This window comes from Nonomuraea sp. NPDC048901 (assembly GCF_040649695.1).
In the GTDB taxonomy this organism is placed as follows: Bacteria; Actinomycetota; Actinomycetes; order Streptosporangiales; family Streptosporangiaceae; genus Nonomuraea.
On sequence record NZ_JBEZFW010000002.1, the window covers coordinates 548,880 to 566,609 of the forward strand.

Below are 17,730 nucleotides of genomic sequence, written 5' to 3' on the forward strand. Positions count from 1 at the left end.
GCAGCCCGCAGCACCAGCCGCGGCAGCGGCAGCCGGTCCGGTGCTGCGGTTGGCCACCGTCGACCATTGGTCGGCACGCATCGTTTCGGCTTAAATCAAGCAGTTGACTTAATCTGACGACGAGAGTTTACTGACAATGCAGGGGAGCCGGTTCGGGAGGAGTCCTGGTGAGGCGCGATGACATACCGATGTGCCGGTGAGCATGGCCGGGCGGGCTGAGCGGGCCAACGCGATCCGTGCGCACATTCTGGTGGCGGCCGAGCGGCTCTTCGCCGAGCACGGTGTGTACGTGGTGGCCAACCGTCAGATCAGCGAAGCCGCCGGTCAGAGCAACAACGCCACCGTCACGTACCACTTCGGCACGAAGGCCGATCTGGTGCGCGCCATCGCGCGCAAGCACGGCAAGCAGATCGAACGTGTCCGCGAGCGGATGCTTGAGCGGCCCCCCGGCTCCGACGACGTGCGTGACTGGGTGGCCTGCCTGGTGCGTCCGGTCACCGAGCATCTGGCCGCCAAGGGCAACCCCACCTGGTTCGCCCGCTTCGGCGCCCAAGTGATGACCGACCCGGCCCTGCACGAGGTCATGATCGACGGGGCGCTCACCTCTTCCTCGCTCGTACGGATCCCGGACGGCCTCAACCGTTGCCTTCCCGACCTGCCGCTGCCGGTACGAGCCGAGCGCAAGCACATGACCAGCACCTTGAGGGGTGCCGGTATTTCCGGGGAAATTTCCAACGGATAAGGCTGACCAGCGCTTATGAGATGAGTCTCGACGGGGGTTGATCACTGCGGCTAGGGTGCGGTTCGCCTGCCGGTCTTGATCCCCTGGGGTGTGAGGTGTCGACACGGATGTTCTCGGCAGAGCAGCTAGAGCGGTTACGGTCGTTTCCCGATATCGGCCGGGACGACTTGATCAGGTTCTTCACGCTCACGTCGGCTGATCTGGCGTTGCTGGCGCCGGTGCGTGGGCGTGGGCCGACCGACCGTCTGGGGCTTGCCGTACAGCTTGCGACGTTGCCCTGGCTTGGGTTCGTGCCCGATGAGGTGGCCACGGCGCCGCCGGTGGCGGTGGCCCGACTGGCTGAGCAGCTCGCGTTGGACCCCGGCGTCCTGGAGGGGTACGGCAGGCGGGAGCAGACCCGCACCGATCATCTGCGGTGGTGGCCGAATATCTGGGCTGGAAGAGCGCGCCACCGGACAGCCCTGAGACGAAGGAGCTGGCGCAGTTTCTGCAGGATCGGGCGATGGAGCACGACTCTCCGACCCTGCTGTTCAGCCTGGCGTGTGAGTACCTGATCGCTGCCAAGACGATCCGGCCGGGTGTGCTCCGCCTGCTGGCCGGACCTGCTGCGGATGTCCGGGTCGCTGAAGTACGGGCAGGCCACCGCTTCCCTGGTGGTGGGCAAATGGTCGGCCGCCTCACGGCAGAACCTCCTGGCGACCGCGCTGAAGGAGTGGGGCACGCTGCGGCGTACCATCCACGCGGCCACTTACCTGTCCGACCCCGTCTACCGCCGGAAGATCGCCCGGCAGCTGAACAAGGGCGAGTCCCTGCACGCGCTCCGCCGTGACCTGCACTACGCCCATCAGGGCACCGTGGTCAAGCCGCACCTGGCCGACCAGACCGATCAGGCCTGGTGTCTGACCGTGCTGACCAACGCCGTGATCACTTGGACCACGGAGTACTACGCGCTCGCCGTGGACCAGCTCCGCGCGCAGGGCCGGGACGTGCCCGACGACCTGCTCGCCCACATCTCCCCGGCCCACAGCGAGAACGTCAACTTCTTCGGTGTTATCTCCGTCGATATCGAAGCCGAACTCGCCGAACTCGACCAGCATGGCTGGCGTCCCTTGCGCTCGACCACAGACGGGCTCTGGCCGACTGCCCCCGGTTGCGCTTTCGGCCGCCCCGTAGGCGGCAGACCAAGTACGAGAGAAAGGGGCGGTCAAAGCCTCTACCAGGGCGATCACATGGCTGCCCGCTCCAGCACGATCACCTGCCAGCCGATCCGATGCGGGGCCGCCGCGGCGGCCAGCCCGCCGATGCCCGCCCCCACCACGATGGCCCGTCCGGCCCGTCCGGTCATGTCGTCTCCTCCTCGGCGTTGCGCAACGGCGGCGCGTCATCAAACACCTTGGCCATCTACGCGAAGGTGGCGTGCGCCTGCCGAACCCGCTCATCTTCTGGCCCGGGCCAGGCTCAGGCCGTCACGCGTGGTGTCCAGGAACGAGGCGATCGAGGCGATCTGGCGACGCACCACGACCTCCCACGCGTCCTCGGTCATCCGGTAATAGACGGTCCGCTCACCGGGCCCAACACGCGAGCCGAACCCGCGGCCACACCATGTGCGGCAGACATGTCGTTGATGTGTGAACGAGAGCTAGTATTTCGCTTAGGAAAATACATAGGGTGTGCGAGCAGAACCCCGCTCCGGCTCGGTCGGTCTGAGCGTTCGAAGGAGAAGCGCACGTGACCAGCACATCCCCCGCCAGCCCCCGGAGCAAGCCGACCGTAGCGAAACTGGCCGAGCGCCACGAATTCGCCTAGGCCGTCCAACCGATCTGAACTTCAACACCGCAGACGAAGGAGCATTATGTCCGTCGACAACCGACCACTCCAGCGACCCCCGCTCGGGCCACCGCCCCCGTTCGACCGGGAGGTCCTGCCCGCGCTGGACGGCCTCCCGCAGATCCAGGGGTGGTTGTCGGAGCTGAACCTCGACACCATTCCCGCGATGCGGGAGGGAACTCGCGCGGCCATGCCCGCACCGACCGACGAGGAACTCTCCCTCGGCGGCGCCTACACCGTCGAAGAGCGGACCGTTCCCGGCCCCGACATCACCCTCATCATCTGCCGTCCCAGAGCGTCGGCGCAGCCCGCGCCGGTCCTGTACTGGATCCACGGCGGCGGTATGATCATGGGCTCGGCCAGGGACAACCTGACCGACATCGTCACCATCGCGCAGCAGGTGGGAGCCGCAGTGGTGGCGGTGGAATATCGGCTGGCCCCCGAGACCCCCCACCCCGGCCCGGTGGAGGACTGCTACGCCGGACTGACCTGGACCGCCCAGCACGCCGACGATCTCGGCCTCGACGCCGACCGGATCATGGTCTTCGGCCAAAGCGCCGGCGGCGGGCTCGCCGCAGCGGTGACACTGCTGGCCCGTGACCGAGGCGGCCCCGCCCTCGCCGGCCAGCTACTGCTGTGCCCCATGCTCGACGACCGCGACGCCACCCCCTCCACCCACCAGCTCGCCGACGCACCGCTGTGGAACCGGACGCTCAACAACCTCGGCTGGCGGGCGCTGCTCGGGGAGAACTACGGCCGCCCAGACGTCTCCCCGTACGCCGCTCCCGCCCGCGCCCACGATCTGTCGGGACTGCCGCCTACCTTCATCGACGTGGGCTCGGCCGACCTGTTCCGCGATGAGGACGTCGACTACGCCAACCGCATCTGGCAAGCAGGCGGCGACGCCGAACTGCATGTCTGGGCCGGCGCCTTCCACGGCTCCGACGGCCTCGCCCCACACGCCGCCATCAGCCGCTCGGCCGCGACCGAGCGGCTGAACTGGCTACACCGCCAACTGGACCGCCCGTGATCGTCGCAGCGGTGTGACACCCAATACGAGGAAAGCAGCTCATGCGTTCAGCAACACCCACTCATCTCACCGTCGAACGGCTCGTGCGGCCGCACGCCGTATGGACCCGATCGCCACAGTTCGGCTGGCATCTGGGCGAGCCCGTACCCGGTGCGGGCTGCCAGTCGGCCTACGAACTGGAAGTGCGCACGGCGGAGGGCGAAGTGATCGCCGCGACTGGAAAGGTCGGCTCCGCCGAATCGCACTCGGTGGTGGTTCCGGGTCTCGCTGTCCCGTCGCGGACACGGTTCCTCTGGCGGGTCCGCATCTGGGCGGGAGAGCACGAGGCCAGCGAATGGGCCGAGTCATGGTTCGAGACCACGATCCTCGACGCGTCGGAGTGGACCACGTCCTGGATCGAGCCGGACCAGCGACCCGTAACGCCGGAAGAAGAACTCGCCTTTGACGCCCCGTACACCGTCGGCGGCAGGCAGCTGGACCTCGAAGGCCGGCTGCACCCCAGCCCGCTGGTGCGGCAGCGCTTCGAGCTCGATCACCTCCCGGAAAGGGCGCGCCTGTACATCTCGGCCCATGGCATGTACGAGGTGACCATCAACGGGCGCGGCATCACCGATGAGGTACTGGCTCCCGGATACGACGAGCACCCCGTGCGCCTGTCCTTCCAGACCTATGACGCCACGCCGTACCTGCGCCTGGGCGAGAACGTGGTGGGGGTAAGGCTCGCCGACGGCTGGTGGGCGGGACGCATCAGCTTCAGCGGCGAGAGCGCGAACTACGGCGACAAGCTCGGCGTCATCTGGCAGCTCGAAGGTGACGGACAGCACCTGGCCGCGTCCGGCGCGTCGGCTCGGTCCTCTTTCGGTGAGATCCGCTACTCCGACCTGCACATCGGCGAGATGGTCGACGCGCGGCTCGCGATCCACGGGTGGGACGAGCCCGGCTTCGACGACGCGGCCTGGTCGCCGGTCGACGTCGTCGGCTCCAGTACGGCCGGCCTGGTCCCGCACCTCGGCGAGCCCGTCCGCCGGGTTGCTGAGATTGATCGCCCGGCGATCCTCACCACGCCGTCCGGGGAGCTCATCGTGGACCTCGGGCAGAACATCGCCGGCCGGTTGAGGTTGACGGCACGGGGCGAGGCCGGCACCACCATCGTGCTGGAACACACCGAGTCCCTCGACCGCGATGGCAACTTCCACAGGAACGTCATCGGCCGCAACAAGGACCAGACCGACGTCTGGATCTTGGCGGGCACCGGCGTGGAGACCTTCGAGCCGCGATTCACCTTCCACGGCTTCCGGTTCGTCCGCATCACCGGATACCCCGGGCAGCTCACCGCCGACGACGTCGTCGGGGTGGTCACTGCCTCCGATCTCCAGCAGAGCGGTCGTTTCGTCACCGACGATGCCCGCATCAATCGCCTCCACCAGAACGTGACATGGAGCCAGCGCGGCAACTTCCTGTCCATCCCCACCGACTGCCCTTCGCGAGAGCGCGCGGGATGGACCGCGGACATCCAGATATTCGCGCGAGCCGCGACGAACAACGCTCGCGTCGACCTCTTCCTCGAACGATGGCTCGCCAACGTCCGCGCCGCACAGTCCGAGGCCGGAATCGTGCCGACGATCGTGCCCAACACTCCATCGTTCGCGAAGGCCATCGGCATGCTGACCCCCACCTCCGCGGGATGGGGGGACGCGATCACCATGCTGCCGCTCGCCCTCTACGAGCGATACGGCGATCCCCGCGTCCTGGCAGACAACTACGAGGCGATGCTGAAGTGGGTCGGCTGGGTGCGAGAGCGCGCGGAGAACGACGTCGCGGAGCGATACCAGAGCTTGCCGGAGGACGATCCGGTGAGAATGCGCCAGGCATCGCTCTGGAACACGGGATTCCACTTCGGCGACTGGCTGGTGCCCAGCACGGTCACCGACGACCCGGACTCGCTCGTCGTCGCCGCTTCCCTCACCGGTGAGTTGTTCGCCTCGGCGTTCTACTACCACTCCGTCAGCAACCTTGCCCGGGTCGCCGAGATCCTCGAAGATCGATCGACCGTGGAGCAGATGCGCGCCCTGGCGGCGCGGATCCGGGAGGCGTTCGGTGAGGAGTTCCTGCTCGGTGACGGCCGGCTCACCGTCCACATGCAGGGCGCCTATGTCATCGCCCTCGCCTTCGGACTCATTCCCGCTGAACAGCGGGACGCCGCGGCACGGAACCTCGCCGACCTGATCCACGAGGCGCACGACCACCTGGACACCGGGTTCCTCTCCACCCCGTACCTGCTCGACGTCCTGGCCGAGACGGGCCATCGAGACCTCGCCTACCGGCTGCTGTTGCAGGACACCGTCCCATCATGGCTGTACGAGGTCGCGATGGGGGCCACCACCATCTGGGAATCCTGGGGCGGCGTCGAACCGGACGGCCAGCCGCGCCAACTCTCCCTCAACCACTACGCGTTGGGCGCCGTCGACGACTGGATGTTCCGGAACATCGCTGGCCTCCGTCCTGCCGCCCCGGGATACTCCGCAATCGAGATGGCTCCCGATCTGGCAGCGCCCTTCACCGCCGTCGCCGCGACGATCGGCACCCCGTTCGGAGACGCGTCCATCGAGTGGAAGAAGGAAGGCGGCCAGGCCGACATCACGATGTCGATCCCGGCCAACACCACTGCCGTGCTGCGCATCCCCGGCCTCGAACCCAGGCCGTTGCCGCCCGGACAGCACACCGTCTCCACGCCACTGGCATGAGCCGGTATGACCCCGCCCCGCTCGGTACCGCGGGCAGGACCACTGGATATGCTGGAGCGGCCCATTGGGTTCGCGACAGGAGCCGACACATGCCCCGACCGCCGGCGACCGAGCTCGCTCACGCCGAGGCGGTCGACATCAGCCCTGTGCGCACCCCCGAGCAACTGGGGATCCTGGCCTCCCTGTCAGCCATCATCCACTGGGCCGACAGTCCTGCGGTGCGTCACAGCACCATGACGGCGGTCGGCTTCCCCGCCGACGATGTCTCGCTCTTCCTGACCGTCAACCAGCTCACCTACCGCGGCGCGATGCGTCCCACGCAACTCGCGGACGCACTGGGGACAGGCCGGCCGAACATCACCAAGATCACCCGCCGTCTGGTGGACATGGGCCTCGTCGTGCAGGCGGCCGACCCCGAAGACCGGCGAGGGGTCATCATCGCGCTGTCCCAAGCCGGCCGCGACCTCGGAGAGCACATCATCGCCCTGGCACTCGACCGCGTCGAAAAGGAGTTCCGGAGCTGGGACAGCGCCGATGTCGAGGCTCTGACGAGACTCCTCGAAAAGGCCGCGCAAGGGGCGATCGCGCAGGGATATCGCCCCAGGGCACTCGACTCCGGCGCCGGTCAGCACACGACTCCGAGCACCGGAACCACCCTCTAGAGGCGCCGTCAGAAGAGCTGCCACTCCTGAACTGGAACCGCAGCTCACTCCCGGCCGCCTCCGCCTTCTACACACTGGATTCGTTGTCAGCGCTTGAGAGCTCGGCGCTTCTTGAGCAGCGCGGTGATCTTCGCGTGGTCCGCGTCGCCCGGCTTAGGTCGATTCGCCCTGGATGAGCTGGCACTCGCCTGCGTCGGCGAAGTCGGCGTCGGTGGTCTCGTGGCGCTGGAGGAGGAGTTGGGCCAGGCGATTCCAGGATGTGGGCAGGCCGAAGCCGATGGTGGTGAGGCGGGGGCTGGTCTGGGTGGCCAGCGGGGTGTCGTCCATGCCCACCACGCCCAGTTCCTGTGGCACGGTCCGGCCGATGACCCGTGCGGCTGCCAGTGCCGCGGCGGCGGTGTCGTCGTTGTAGCAGGCCAGGCCCGTACCGATGGGTAGCGAGGCGATTGCGTCCAGGTCGGCGTCCGCGCGCAGCGTCACGGTGATCACTTGGGGCCCGTCCAGGCCGGCGGCCTGGCACGCCTCGCGCACGCCCTGCTCGCGGGCGCGCAGCAGCACGTCGTCGCGAGCTTCGGTGAGGCGGGCGTAGGCGATGCGCCGGTATCCGCGCTGCATGAGGTGCTCGGCCTGCATGCGCCCCGCGGTCCAGCTGGATCCGCCGGGCTGGGAGATCGCGTGGGCGATGTCGAGGGCGTGCACGTCGGCCGAGCGCAGGACGGCGCGCTTGGCCTCGCTCAGCTCCGACAGGGCGATGACCAGGCGGGGCCGGGCGGTGGTGAGGACCGCCGCGAAGGATCGCGGGGAGGCGGTGGCCGAGCACATGAGCAGGGACAGGCCGTGCTCGGCGAGCGTCTCGGTCATCTGGTCGGCCATCTGGCTGAACTGGCTGTTCGGTGAGATCGGCAGCACGAGCAGGACCAGGTCGCTCTGCCCGCGCGCGAGCGCTCGCCCGGCCGAATGCGGGCGGTAGCCGAGTTCGGCCACGGCGCGTTCGACGGCCTCACGGGTCGCCTGGTTGAAGCGGTCGCCGTGCCCGTTGAGGATGTAGCTCACCGTCGAGCGGGACACGCCCGCACGCTGGGCGACGTCTTTGCTGCTGACCCGCATCGGCACTCCTGTCCATCTTCGAGTGATTCGCCCCGGATAGATGCTAGACGGAACTGCTGGCCAGCCCCTACGCTTTCCGCTCACGCGCTTGTTCACACGTGTGAATCACGCGCGTGAACAGGATAGGAGAAACTCATGCCTGATGCCCTGCCTGCGCACGATCCGGCGGCGGACACCCCCCACGCAAGCGACGCCCCCACATCACCCCCCGCCGGCGACCCCCCGGCGCCCGGACGCTGGCTGTGGGTGATCTATCCGCTGGCCATGGTCGCGATGAACGCGGTGTGGGGCGGGGTGATGCAGGTCCTGCTCGGCAAGCAGATCGCCGCGATCGTGCCGGAGCAGGCGGCCTCCGCCGCGGCGCTCGGGATGGCCCTGAGCGTCTCGGCCGTCTCCAGCGTGATCTCCCAGCCCATCGCCGGGATGTTGTCGGACCGTACCCGCACCCGTTTCCTCGGCCGCCGCAACGTGTGGATCTTCGGCGCGGGCATCGTCGGCGCGCTAGGGCTGGTAGCCATGTCCCAGCTGACCTCCACCACCGCGATCGCCATCACGTGGGCGGTGATGATGTGGCCGCTGAACGCCACGCAGGCCAGCCTGACCGCGGTGCTGCCCGAGCGGGTGCCGCAGCGGCTGCGCGGCAGCATGTCCGGCGTACTGGGAGCGGCCGGCCTGGTCGGGGGATACGCCGGGGTCGCCCTGGCTGGGCTGTCGCAGGGCCTGTTCATGGGCTACCTGCTGGTCGCCGGGCTCTTCCTGCTGCTCACCCAGATCTTCGCCTTGACCACCAAAGACCGCCCGGCACCGGAGCCGCAGGCCCGCACCACACCCAAGCACAAGGACAAGGCCGGCCATGCGATGCTCAGCCTGCGCGGCGCGCCGGACTACTGGTGGGCCTTCACCGGCCGCTTCCTGATGATCTTCGGCTACTTCTCCGTCAGCAGCTTCCAGCTGTACATCCTGCGCGACCACATCGGTCTGGGCGACATCGACCGGGCGGCCACCACACTCGTGGCCATTTCGGGCCTGAGCACGCTGCTGAGCCTGGTCTTCGCCCTGGTCGGCGGCTGGATCTCGGACAAGGCCGGCCGGCTGCGGCTGTTCGTGGGCCTGTCGAGCCTCATGTTCGTGCCGGCCGGGCTGGTCTACCTGCTCGTGCCCACGCTCACCGGGGCTTGGGTGGCCACGGCCGTTTCCGGAGCGGCGTTCGGCGTGTACATGGCGGTCGACCAGGCGCTGATCACGCGGGTCCTGCCGGGCGTCGGCAACGCCGGCCGGGACCTGGGAATCATGAACATCGCCAACGCCGGCCCGCAGATCATCGCCCCCAGCATCGCCGGCGCCGTGGTCGGAGCCACGGGCGACTACCAACTGGTGTTCGTGATGCTCATCGTCTGCACCGCACTTGCCGCCCTGTCGGTGCGCTTCATCAAAGGTGTCCGCTGACGGGCACATCCCCCGCCCGCCGCTCATCGCGATGCGGGCGCGTTCTAGGAGGATCATGATTCGCGAAACGTTCAACGACGGATGGCGCGTCGCCCCGCGTACGTCCATCTTCGAGCAACTGGGCGGTGCAGGTGCCGAGGCGGTCCCGGTGACACTGCCACACGATGCGATGCTCGTCGGGGGCAGGTCGGCCGAGGGCTCGGACGGCTCACACACCGGCTACCACCGGCCCGGAGCCTGGCAGTACGACAAGGACTTCGAGGTGCCCGCGGCGTGGGCGGGCAAGCGGGTGACCTTCGAGTTCGAGGGCGTCTACCGCGACGCCATGGTGTTCATCAACGGCGCGTTCGCCGGGCAGTGGGCAGGCGGCTACTCCACCTTCCACATCGCCGCCGACCCGTTCCTGCGCTACGGACAGACCAACACCATCCGGGTAGAGGCCCAGGCGCACCAGGATTCGCGCTGGTACAGCGGCGGCGGCATGCACCGTCCGGTGCACCTGCTCATCGGCGGCCTGCTGCACATCACCCCCACCGGAGTGCGGGTGGCCACCCCGCACATCGACGACGACCTGGCCACCGCCGCGGTCGCCACCGAAGTGATCAACGAGGGCACCGGCACGCGGACCGTCGAGGTGCTGCTGGAGGTACATGACGGCACGGGAACTCTCGTGGCCACTGACCGCGCCCTCCTCACGGTGTTGGCTGGGGAGCGGGCGGTCGTCCGCCAGCGCGCCCACATCCGCGGGCCCGCGCTGTGGAGCGTCGAGGAGCCGAACCTGTACACCGCCACCGTCCGCCTGGTCGACGCCGACGGGCAGGCCGACGAGGCCCGCACCACGTTCGGGATCCGCGGCCTGTCGGTGGACCCGATCCGGGGCCTGCGCATCAACGGCACCACCGTCAAACTGCGCGGCGCGTGCGTGCACCACGACAATGGCCCGCTCGGCTCGGCCGCCATCGCCCGGGCCGAGGAGCGGCGCGTGCAACTGCTCAAGGAGGCCGGGTACAACGCGATCCGCTCCGCACACAACCCGATCAGCACCGCGATGCTGGACGCTTGCGACAGGGTCGGCATGCTCGTCATGGATGAGACGTTCGACATGTGGGCGCAAGCGAAGACCCACGACGACTACTCGCGGCGGTTCCCGCAGTGGTGGGAGCGGGACATTGACGCCATGGTGGCCAAGGACTTCAACCATCCCAGCGTGATCTTCTATTCGATCGGCAACGAAATCCTCGAAGTCGGTACCCCGCACGGCGCCCGCTGGGGACGCCTGCTCGCCGAGCGCGTCCGGGCCCAGGACCCCACGCGCCTGATCACCAACGCCCTCAACGGCATGCTGACCGTGCTGGACAAACTCCCCGAACTCATGGCGCAGGCCGGCGGCGCCGGTTTCAACGACGCGCTGGGATCTTTGCCCGACGTCACGGCGGGGCTCACCGCTCTGCCCGAAGTCGGCGAACGGCTTGCCGAGTCCGCCGCGGTGCTGGACGTCGTCGGACTCAACTACGGCGAGTCCCGTTACCTCAGCGACCGGGACGACTTCCCCAACCGGGTCGTGGTCGGTTCGGAGACCTTCCCGACGTTGATCGACCGGTACTGGAAGCTGGTCAGCGAGCACGGGCACATCATCGGCGACTTCACCTGGACCGGCTGGGACTACCTGGGCGAAAGCGGCATCGGCCGTCCCGTCTACCCCGGTGAGGGCCCGGCCTTCGGCGCGCCGTACCCGTGGCTGACCGCCTCCACCGGCGATCTGGACATCACCGGCCGGCGACGCCCGGTCTCGTACTACCGCGAGATCGTCTTCGGCCTGCGCCACACCCCGTACCTGGCCGTGCAACGCCCCGAGCACCGCGAGCACCCCTTCAAAGCCAACGCCTGGTCCTGGAGCGATTCGGTGGCCAGCTGGACCTGGGACATCCCGGCCGGCACACCTGTTTGTGTGGAAGCCTACGCCGACGCCGACGAAATCGAGTTCCGCCTCAACGGCGCCACCGCCGCCCGTGTCCCGGTCGGAAGCGACAAGGCGTTCCTCGCCACGACCGAGCTGTCCTACCAGGCCGGCACGCTGGAGGCCGTCGCCTACCGGGACGGCACCGAGACCGGCCGTTGCCGGCTCATCACCGCGGCGGCACCCTCCCACCTGCGGCTCACCCCCGACCGGGAGCAGCTGAGCACTGACCCGCAGGATCTCGCCTACCTCGACATCGCCCTGACCGACGAACACGGCACCGTCAACCCGATCAGCGACCGCGTCGTCACCGTCACCCTTGACGGTCCGGCCACTCTGCAAGCTCTGGGCACGGCACGACCGTCGACCGAAGAGTCCTTCCTGGCCACCGCCTGCACCACCTACGAAGGCCGGGCACTGGCCGTGATCCGCCCCACCGGCACCCAAGCAACAGCGACAGTCACCGTCCACGCCGATGGACTCCAGCCTGCCACCGTAACCGTCGACCTGCACCACCCCCTCAGTACGGCTCCTTCCACCGGTGAAAGCAGCAAGAGCCGAAGCTAGCGCGCGGCCGACAATTCCCTCATCGACTCCGTGATGAGCCAGCCCATTCCCCAGCCGCACCCCTTCCGCACCGGCCGGGGCTTCTCCCGGCATCACCCCATGTCCTTGAAGAACCGAAGGAGAGCATGCGTGTCCATCGCCGATGTATCGAACAAGTCCCTGACCGACCTCGTTTCCTTGCGAGAGCGATGCGCGGTCGTGACCGGAGGCGGGCGAGGGCTGGGCAAGGCCATCGCGTCCCGGCTCGCCGAGGCCGGCGCCGATCTGCTGATCGGCGACATCGACGGAGAACTCGCCGTGGCCACCGCCAAGCAACTCGCCGGACACCACGGGGTGCGCGTGATCGGCACCACCATGGACGTCACCGACGCGGCATCCGTCGTCGCGGCTGCCGACCGCGCGATCGCCGAGCTAGGCAGCCTGGACATCTGGGTTAACAACGCCGGAGTCTTCCCCAACATCCCCCTGCTGCAAATGAGCGAGGAGACCTGGGACGAGGTGTTCGCGGTGAACACGCGCGGGGTCTTCATCGGCGCGCGCGAGGCGGCCCGCCGCATGGCCACGAGCTCGGACGAAGGCAGGGGCGGTGTCATCGTGAACATCGTCTCGACCGCCGGATTCCGTGGCAGCGCCCCAGGTTTGGCCGCCTACGTCGGATCCAAGCACGCCGTCCGTGGCCTCACCCGTGAGCTGGCCCTCGAACTCGCCCCATTGGGTATCCGCGTGCTCGGAGTCGCACCCAGCTACGTTCCCACGGAAGGAAACATGATGGCGGCCGCAGACGCAGGCGTGAACCCTGACGACATCCCACCCACCGACCTCATGGTGAACTCCCCCATCGGCCGCGTCGGCGTGCCCGACGACATCGCGCGCGTGGTGCTGTTCTGCGCCTCGGACCTGTCAGCGTTCATGACCGGCAGCACGCTGCTCGCGGACGGCGGCGCCACCGCCTGACGCGCCGCGAGCGACACGCCCGCCACGGAATCGCGCCGTGAGCAACGCCGGGGTGCTGGACAAGGGCGATGTCGGCATCGCCCGGCCGCTGCAGATGACGGCTGATCTTGGCGGTCATTTCCACGAGCGCACTCCGTGCAACGCGAGATCGAGGTATTGCTCGACCCACACCTCGAGATCGTCCTCGGCCGGTCGAGCCCTTCGGACAGGCCGAGGACCTTTCGTGAAGTGGCTTTGCGGCGATCCTGCTCTGCCGCCGAAACGGCCGAGCCGGGCGTCCGCGAGCTCATGGCGTCAGATCACTTCATAGAAGGAGTGTTCCGTAAGGGGATCCTTCAGCGGCAGGACGTGGCCATCCAGACCGAGCAGCTCCTTGCCGTCGGCGTCGCCGAAGAGCGGATCTACATCGACCGCGGGTTCTCCGGCACCACCCGCCGCAACCGCGCAGGCCTGGACCAGGCTCTCGCAGCCACCTGGGATGGGACCGTCTTCACCGTCACCAAATTCGACCGCTTCGCCCGCAACATGGCCGAGGCCAACGAGATCCTCACCGACCTGTCCGGCCGCGGCGTCCTGTTCGGCCTGGGCGGATCCGTCTACGACTGGAACGACCCGTTCGGGCGGCTGTTTCTACAGACCCTGGCCATGGTCGCCGAGTTCGAAGCCAACATCGGGCACCAACGCACCCGCGAAGGCATGGCCCTGGCGAAGAAGAACGGCAAGCTCAAAGGCAAACAGTCCAAACTGCCCGAGCCAGCGCGGCGTTCGATCCGCCGCCGCTACGCCGAGGGCGAGGTATCCCTGGCCGATCTAGCCCTTGAGTACAGCCTCGGACGCTCCACCATTCATCGCATCATCCATGGCGCAGAACCCCCAAGTAGGACACGGGAGCAACGCCTCACCGCTGCTCGCGGCGGCGAGGACCTCCGGCCTTCTCAAGCACTCGCTACCTGTCATCGCCGGCTGGCACGGCGCGGCGACCGGCCTGATCGCCGGGATCGTCGCAATATGGACGGCGCCCGTGACACGTGAGTCGAACAACGTGGACCCCGATACCGGAACCGAAGCCGAGCGTGGCCTCGCTCCAGCCCTGTGCGGAAGGACGTAAGTCATGACCGAGATCTTGAGTCAGCCCGAAGTCCCGGAGTTCCCCGGCACGAGGGCGGCGGGCTGCCCGTTCGACCCGCCGCCGAACCTGCACGCTCTGCAGAAGGAGGGCCCGCTGGCCAAGGTCCGGCTGTGGGACGGCAGCACGCCGTGGATGGTGACCACGTACGCCGAGCAGCGGGCGCTGCTGGCCGATCCCAGGGTCAGCGCCGAGTTCTCCCGCCCCGGTTACCCGAGGCAGGGTCCCTTCACCGGCTCGTTCGCCAGTTTCATCATGATGGACGACCCCGAGCACCACCGGCTGCGCCGCATGGTGCAGGCTCCGTTCACCGTCAGGCGGGTGGAGGGCATGCGCCCGGCCGTACAGAAGATCGTGGACGATCTGATCGACGATCTGCTGGCCGGGCCGAAGCCGGTGGATCTGGTGGAGGCGTTCGCGCTGCCGGTCCCGTCGCTGGTGATCTGCGAGCTGCTCGGCGTCCCGTACGCCGATCATGACTTCTTCCAGGACAACAGCAAGGTCATGATCAACCGTGGCACCGCCCCCGAGGTCCGCGCCGCCGCCAGCGCCCGGCTGGCCGAATACCTGAACGCCCTGGTGGGCGAGAAACTCGCCAACCCCGCCGGCGACCTGCTGTCCCGGCTGGCCGAGCGGGTCAAGACCGGTGAGCTGTCGCAGCTGGAAGCCGCGCAGATGGGGGTTCTCCTGCTCATCGCCGGGCACGAGACCACCGCGAACATGATCGCCCTCGGCACGTGCGCCCTGCTGCAGAACCCCGACCAGCTCGCGCTGCTGCGCGCCGGCGACGACCCGGACCTGGTCGCCGGGGCCGTGGAAGAGCTGCTGCGCTACCTCAACATCACCCACAGCGGACGCCGCCGGGTCGCCCTGGAGGACATCGAGATCTCCGGCCAGACCATCCGGGCGGGCGAGGGCCTGATCATGCCGAACGACATCGGCAACCGCGACCCCGAGATCTTCCCCAACCCCGACGAACTGGACATCCGCCGCGACGCCCGCCGCCACGTGGCCTTCGGCTTCGGCGTCCACCAGTGCCTGGGCCAGCCGCTGGCCCGGATGGAGCTGCAGGTCGCCTACAGCACCCTCTACAAGCGCATCCCCACGCTGCGCCTGGCGGCCGACCTGGAGCAGATCCCGTTCAAGCACGATGGGGCGGTGTACGGCGTCTACGAACTGCCGGTCACCTGGTAACCCACCCCCACCGGCGGGCAGTGGCGGTGTGCCCAGGCCGGCATCCAGGCCCGCGCCCTGCGCATGCGGCCCTGGCGGCTCGACCACCATACGCATAACAGGTCAGGCGTGGCTTGGCATGCTCCTCGGCCGTCGTTAAGGGGCGTCACGGCTCAGGGTGTTCCCCAGGCCCGGACGAACGTCTCCACGGCGGCGCGGGCCATGGTCCGCAGTTCCGAGTCGGTGATCTGCTGCGTCCCCATCCGGGTGCGGGCCTCCAGAGGGCCGGTCAGCAGGGCCATGAACTGCTCGGCCGCCAGGTCGGGGTCGGGGGTGCGCAGGCGTCCGGAGAGCGCGAGCCTGGCCAGCCGGTCGGCCAGAGCCTGGTTGAGCCGGTGCGGGCCGCTGTCCAGGACGAGGTCGAGGGCGTCGGGGAACGTGGTGATCTCCGAGTAGAGCAGCCGTTTCAGCGAGCATGATCGCTGGTCGGTGTGCAGCCGGAGCAGCTCGTACGCGACGCCCTCCAGCGTGGCGGGCAGGTCGTCGCCGGGCGCGGCGAGCGGTTCGAGGGCGGCCAGCCGCTCGCTCAGCACGGTCCGCGCGGCGGCCTCCAGGGCGTGCCTGAACAGGGTGGCCTTGTCGGTCATGTGGTTGTACACCGTCGGCTTGGCCACGCCCGCCTCGGCGGCGATGTCCTGTACGCCCGCCTGCGCGTAGCCCAGCCGGGCGAATACCGTGAACGCGCCCTCCAGGATCGCCTGCCGCTTGTCGATCCGCCCGCGCATGGTGCTCATGCCGTTGATTGTACTCGCTGGTTCAACTTCATTGACTTGAGAGTTGCATGCGAACGCATGGGATCACTACTTTGAACCCATGAGTTCAAATCCTTCGGATGATGACCGGCTGGACCCACGACTGCTGGGCACGATTGCCGTGATCCTGCTCGGCGGGCTGCTGGGGATCCTCAACAGCACCATGGCGGCCGTCGCCACGGACACCCTGGCCGCGGCCTTCGACACCTCGCTCAGCACGATCGGCTGGGCGTCCACCGGCTTCCTGCTGGCCGTGACGGCCACCATCCCGTTCACCACCTGGGCCGTGGACCGGTTCGGTGGCAAGCGCCTGTGGGTGGCCGGTCTGCTGATCTTCCTGGTCGGCTCGCTCGCAGCCGGGCTGTCCTGGAACGTCGGCAGTCTGATCGCGTTCCGGGTGCTGCAGGGGTTCGGGGCGGGGCTGCTCGATCCGCTCGTACTGATCCTGCTGGCCCGCGCCGCCGGACCGCGCCGAGCCGGGCGGGTGATGGGGCTGATGGGGGTGGTGCTGTCCCTCGGGCCCGTGCTCGGGCCGATCGCGGGTGGCGCGATTCTCGGCGCCTTCGAGTGGCGGTGGATGTTCCTGATCGGCGTGCTCGTCGGCGTGGTCGCCCTCGTGCTCGCGCTGCGGGTCATCCCCGCCGACGGGCCCGGCGAGAGCGGCGAGGCGCGACTGGACGTCCTGGGGCTGGCGCTGCTCGGACCCGGCTTCGCGGTGGTGGTGCTGGCTCTGTCGCAGGTGGCCGAGCAGGGCGCGTTCACCGCCTGGCAGGTGCTGCTCCCGCTGGGCGCGGGTGCGGCCGTCCTGATCGGGTACGCCGTGCGCGCGCTTCGCACCACAGCCCCGTTGATCGACCTGAGGTTGTTCGCCAACCGGGGCTTCACGGCGAGTGTCACGATCATGGGCCTCGGCGGGATGGCGGTCTTCGCCTCCCTGTTCGCGCTGCCCCTGTACTACCAGCAGGCACACGGGCACGGCGTACTGGCCGCCGGGCTGCTGATGGCCCCGGTCGGGCTCGGCGGCTCGATCGCCATGCCGGTGGCCGGACGGCTGTCGGACCGGCTCGGCCCACGCGGGCTGGCCACCGGCGGCGCCCTCTTGGCGGCCCTGAGCGGGCTGGCGCTCACCCGGATCGGCGCGGACACCCCGGAGATCTTGCCGGTGCTGGCCTCACTCGGGATCGGGCTGGGCATGGGCTGCTTCAGCGCGCCGGCGATGGGCTCGCTCTACCGGGCGCTGCCGCCGGAGATGGTGGCGCAGGGCAGCTCCGTGCTCTACATGCTCAACCAGCTCGGCGCGGCACTCGGCGTCGCGCTGGTCACACTCATCTTCCAGACCTCTGGCGACCCGATCGGCGGTGTCCACGGGGTCTACTGGTTCGCCGTGGGCATGATCGTGATCGTCATGGTCCTGATCCCGCTCCTGTCGGGCCCGCCGCGGACGCCGGTCGTACAGGATGAGCTCACGACGACCTCGTGAGCATTGGTGGCATGGACGGGATGGGCCGGGTTCCTAACGACCTGGTCGCCGTTGTGGGTGCGGGCCCACCCCGCCGGGCATGATCGTGACCGAGTCGGCGATC

At 68.6% G+C, this 17,730-nt stretch carries 13 protein-coding genes and 2 pseudogenes; 12 read left to right on the top strand and 3 right to left on the bottom strand.

Annotated elements, in window-relative coordinates; genetic code table 11:
• The first annotated feature begins 190 nt into the window (after window positions 1–190).
• From AB0C30_RS07645 to AB0C30_RS07655, 3 genes and pseudogenes are all read left to right on the top strand, one after another.
• Window positions 191–742 (top strand): helix-turn-helix domain-containing protein, encoded by a 552-nt coding sequence (locus AB0C30_RS07645; protein ID WP_357940713.1) that lies wholly within the window; start codon window positions 191–193, stop codon window positions 740–742.
• Window positions 743–849: 107 nt separating this feature from the next.
• A pseudogene (locus tag AB0C30_RS07650) lies at window positions 850–1,274 on the top strand (DUF4158 domain-containing protein); the annotation flags it as partial.
• Between the two features lie 46 nt (window positions 1,275–1,320).
• Window positions 1,321–1,779 (top strand): annotated as a pseudogene (locus AB0C30_RS07655) (Tn3 family transposase); the annotation flags it as partial.
• 188 nt (window positions 1,780–1,967) lie between these two features.
• Here the strand turns inward: AB0C30_RS07655 and AB0C30_RS07660 are convergent.
• Window positions 1,968–2,087: an NAD(P)-binding protein gene (locus AB0C30_RS07660; RefSeq protein ID WP_357940715.1), complete on the bottom strand. Its 120-nt coding sequence runs from the start codon at window positions 2,085–2,087 to the stop codon at window positions 1,968–1,970.
• A gap of 507 nt (window positions 2,088–2,594) precedes the next feature.
• Between AB0C30_RS07660 and AB0C30_RS07665 the strand changes: the two genes are divergently transcribed.
• The 3 genes from AB0C30_RS07665 (at window position 2,595) to AB0C30_RS07675 (ending at window position 7,005) form a co-directional block, all read left to right on the top strand.
• Entirely contained in the window at window positions 2,595–3,599 is a 1,005-nt protein-coding gene (locus tag AB0C30_RS07665; protein WP_357940717.1) for an alpha/beta hydrolase, read from the top strand.
• 41 nt (window positions 3,600–3,640) lie between these two features.
• Entirely contained in the window at window positions 3,641–6,343 is a 2,703-nt protein-coding gene (locus AB0C30_RS07670) for a family 78 glycoside hydrolase catalytic domain (RefSeq protein WP_357940719.1), read from the top strand.
• Window positions 6,344–6,432: 89 nt separating this feature from the next.
• A complete protein-coding gene (locus tag AB0C30_RS07675; RefSeq protein WP_357940721.1) occupies window positions 6,433–7,005 on the top strand; it encodes a MarR family transcriptional regulator in 573 nt (190 codons plus the stop codon).
• A 153-nt stretch (window positions 7,006–7,158) separates the two neighbouring features.
• Here the strand turns inward: AB0C30_RS07675 and AB0C30_RS07680 are convergent, their stop codons facing one another.
• The gene (locus AB0C30_RS07680; protein ID WP_357940723.1) at window positions 7,159–8,112 is read right to left on the bottom strand and encodes a LacI family DNA-binding transcriptional regulator; all 954 of its coding nucleotides are present in this window, start codon (window positions 8,110–8,112) and stop codon (window positions 7,159–7,161) included.
• 135 nt (window positions 8,113–8,247) lie between these two features.
• On the opposite strand from AB0C30_RS07680, the gene AB0C30_RS07685 reads away from it, so the two are divergent.
• The 5 genes from AB0C30_RS07685 (at window position 8,248) to AB0C30_RS07705 (ending at window position 15,356) form a co-directional block, all read left to right on the top strand.
• A complete protein-coding gene (locus AB0C30_RS07685; protein WP_357940725.1) occupies window positions 8,248–9,558 on the top strand; it encodes an MFS transporter in 1,311 nt (436 codons plus the stop codon).
• Window positions 9,559–9,613: 55 nt separating this feature from the next.
• A complete protein-coding gene (locus AB0C30_RS07690) occupies window positions 9,614–12,082 on the top strand; it encodes a glycoside hydrolase family 2 TIM barrel-domain containing protein (protein WP_357940727.1) in 2,469 nt (822 codons plus the stop codon).
• Between the two features lie 129 nt (window positions 12,083–12,211).
• Window positions 12,212–13,036, top strand: coding sequence for an SDR family oxidoreductase (locus AB0C30_RS07695; protein ID WP_357940729.1), 825 nt, complete (start codon window positions 12,212–12,214; stop codon window positions 13,034–13,036).
• A 135-nt stretch (window positions 13,037–13,171) separates the two neighbouring features.
• Window positions 13,172–14,068, top strand: a complete 897-nt coding sequence (locus AB0C30_RS07700; protein ID WP_357940731.1) for a recombinase family protein — start codon at window positions 13,172–13,174, stop codon at window positions 14,066–14,068.
• A 79-nt stretch (window positions 14,069–14,147) separates the two neighbouring features.
• Window positions 14,148–15,356: a cytochrome P450 gene (locus AB0C30_RS07705; RefSeq protein WP_357940733.1), complete on the top strand. Its 1,209-nt coding sequence runs from the start codon at window positions 14,148–14,150 to the stop codon at window positions 15,354–15,356.
• Between the two features lie 152 nt (window positions 15,357–15,508).
• Here AB0C30_RS07705 and AB0C30_RS07710 read toward each other — a convergent pair whose 3' ends face one another.
• Window positions 15,509–16,129, bottom strand: coding sequence for a TetR/AcrR family transcriptional regulator (locus AB0C30_RS07710; RefSeq protein ID WP_357940735.1), 621 nt, complete (start codon window positions 16,127–16,129; stop codon window positions 15,509–15,511).
• A gap of 79 nt (window positions 16,130–16,208) precedes the next feature.
• Between AB0C30_RS07710 and AB0C30_RS07715 the strand changes: the two genes are divergently transcribed.
• Window positions 16,209–17,627 (top strand): DHA2 family efflux MFS transporter permease subunit, encoded by a 1,419-nt coding sequence (locus AB0C30_RS07715; protein WP_357940737.1) that lies wholly within the window; start codon window positions 16,209–16,211, stop codon window positions 17,625–17,627.
• Window positions 17,628–17,730 lie beyond the last annotated feature (103 nt).

Coding starts and splice junctions, on each gene's coding strand:
- AB0C30_RS07715 (WP_357940737.1), top strand. CDS start 16,209: ATGAGTTCAAATCCTTCGGATGATGACCGGCTGGACCCACGACTGCTG.
- AB0C30_RS07710 (WP_357940735.1), bottom strand. CDS start 16,129: ATGAGCACCATGCGCGGGCGGATCGACAAGCGGCAGGCGATCCTGGAG.
- AB0C30_RS07705 (WP_357940733.1), top strand. CDS start 14,148: ATGACCGAGATCTTGAGTCAGCCCGAAGTCCCGGAGTTCCCCGGCACG.
- AB0C30_RS07685 (WP_357940725.1), top strand. CDS start 8,248: ATGCCTGATGCCCTGCCTGCGCACGATCCGGCGGCGGACACCCCCCAC.
- AB0C30_RS07675 (WP_357940721.1), top strand. CDS start 6,433: ATGCCCCGACCGCCGGCGACCGAGCTCGCTCACGCCGAGGCGGTCGAC.
- AB0C30_RS07670 (WP_357940719.1), top strand. CDS start 3,641: ATGCGTTCAGCAACACCCACTCATCTCACCGTCGAACGGCTCGTGCGG.
- AB0C30_RS07690 (WP_357940727.1), top strand. CDS start 9,614: ATGATTCGCGAAACGTTCAACGACGGATGGCGCGTCGCCCCGCGTACG.
- AB0C30_RS07660 (WP_357940715.1), bottom strand. CDS start 2,087: ATGACCGGACGGGCCGGACGGGCCATCGTGGTGGGGGCGGGCATCGGC.
- AB0C30_RS07665 (WP_357940717.1), top strand. CDS start 2,595: ATGTCCGTCGACAACCGACCACTCCAGCGACCCCCGCTCGGGCCACCG.
- AB0C30_RS07680 (WP_357940723.1), bottom strand. CDS start 8,112: ATGCGGGTCAGCAGCAAAGACGTCGCCCAGCGTGCGGGCGTGTCCCGC.